Annotated in this window: 3 protein-coding genes; 1 reads left to right on the top strand and 2 read right to left on the bottom strand. The window is 62.8% G+C overall.

Annotated elements, in window-relative coordinates:
- The coding region (locus tag EN984_RS33940; RefSeq protein WP_127384324.1) for a DUF4424 family protein at nucleotides 1-339 on the bottom strand (339 nt) is incomplete at its 3' end.
- A gap of 161 nt (nucleotides 340-500) precedes the next feature.
- Here EN984_RS33940 and cobF point away from each other — a divergent pair.
- Nucleotides 501-1,286 carry a precorrin-6A synthase (deacetylating) gene (gene cobF, locus EN984_RS33935; RefSeq protein WP_127271200.1) on the top strand — a complete coding sequence of 262 codons (786 nt, stop codon included), beginning with the start codon at nucleotides 501-503 and terminating at the stop codon, nucleotides 1,284-1,286.
- Between the two features lie 28 nt (nucleotides 1,287-1,314).
- On the opposite strand, the gene EN984_RS33930 is transcribed toward cobF, so the two are convergent.
- The coding region (locus EN984_RS33930) for a LysR family transcriptional regulator (protein ID WP_127384323.1) at nucleotides 1,315-1,590 on the bottom strand (276 nt) is incomplete at its 5' end.

Below are 1,590 nucleotides of genomic sequence, written 5' to 3'. Positions count from 1 at the left end.
CTCCAACTGCGGCTTGACGGCAACGCCGTCGATCGTCACCTCGAAGCCGAGGAAATTGTCGCTCTGGTTTTCAGGGATCGCCGGGATTTCTTCGGGATTGCCCGATATTTCGGGCATCGGAAAGGCGACAATGGCCTCGACATCCCTGTCGGTGTTGTTATGGAAGACATAGTCGACTGTCACCTTTTCCGGCGAGATGAAAAGGTCCTCGCTTTGCATCGCCACGGCATCGCTGCGCGACAGGATCAGGCCGCCAGTGCCGAGTTCGGCAACCGAATCATTGGCGAAGGCGGGCGCGGGCGACAGGGCCAGCACGGCGGTCAGAATATATCGCAACATGGAAGCCCCTCGGCTGGAATGCTTGCAGGACCCTAGCGGTTTCAACGTGGCGTTCAAAGCCCTTCCGCATCCGCTAGCGCACCATAGGGAGCTGGACTACGGTCTGGACACGCGCCAGCGCGGTCTGGACTAACAGGTTCCGATCGGGCAGGAGTTCGCCCATGCGCAAGCTTCTCGTCATCGGCATCGGCGCCGGCAATCCCGACCACATGACCGTTCAGGCTATATCAGGCCTGAACCAGGCGGATGTGCTGTTCATTCCCGACAAGGGTGCGAAAAAAAATGAACTGGCCGAACTGCGCCGCCGGATATGCGACCGCTTCGTCACCAATCCGAAGTCGCGCCGCGTCGAATTCGACGTGCCGGTGCGCGACATGCCGGTAGAAGATGGGCCGGAGCCCTCCTACCGCGCGACCGTCGATGACTGGCACGAAGCCATCGCCGCCATTTACGAAGGCCTGATCCGCGACGAGATTGCAGGCGATGGCTGCGGCGCCTTCCTGATCTGGGGCGATCCTTCGCTCTACGACAGCGCGTTGCGCATCCTCGAGCGCGTGAGCCAGCGAGGCAATGTGGCGTTCGAACTTGAGGTGATCCCCGGCATTACCGCCGTCCAGGCGCTTGCCGCCAGCCACAAGATGGCGCTGAACCGCATCGGCGATTCCGTCCTCATCACCACCGGCCGCCGCCTGACCGAGGAAGGCATGCCGGACAATGCCGGCAGCGCGGTCGTCCTGCTGGACGGCAAATGCGCCTTCAACACGCTGGCCGACAAGGATGTCGTCATCCATTGGGGCGCCTATCTCGGAACGGAAGACGAGATTCTCATCTCTGGCCGTCTCAGTGATGTCGGCACCGAGATCGAGAGAACCCGTGAAGAAGCGCGCCGGAAAAAGGGCTGGATCATGGACACTTACCTGCTTCGCAAGCCAAGCGCAGAGGATTAGGCCCTACTGCCCTACTGCCCTACTGCCCTCACCCAGCATCAATCTCCGCCTGCAATGCCTCCATATGCGCCGCCGCCGCGGCCGAGGCTGCGCGCTCGATGGCGCGGAAGCGGCTGACCACAGCCAGGCCGACCGCCGTCAACTGTGCGCCGCCGCCCTTGCGGCCGCCGGTCTGTGCCGCCACCAGCGGTTTGCCGAACACCCGGTTCATGTCCTCGACCAGGTCCCAGGCGTGCTTATAGGACATCTCCATGCCGCGAGCGGCGGCCGAGATGGAGCCGAAGGCGGCGATCTGTTCCAGGAG

This window comes from Mesorhizobium sp. M7A.F.Ca.CA.004.12.1.1, assembly GCF_003997835.1.
GTDB lineage: Bacteria > Pseudomonadota > Alphaproteobacteria > Rhizobiales > Rhizobiaceae > Mesorhizobium.
Note: the sequence above shows the minus strand (reverse complement) of the source record. Positions and strands in the feature narration are given on the sequence as shown.

Excerpts from the sequence above, each read along its gene's own strand:
- cobF (WP_127271200.1), top strand. The coding sequence starts at position 501 with ATGCGCAAGCTTCTCGTCATCGGCATCGGCGCCGGCAATCCCGACCAC.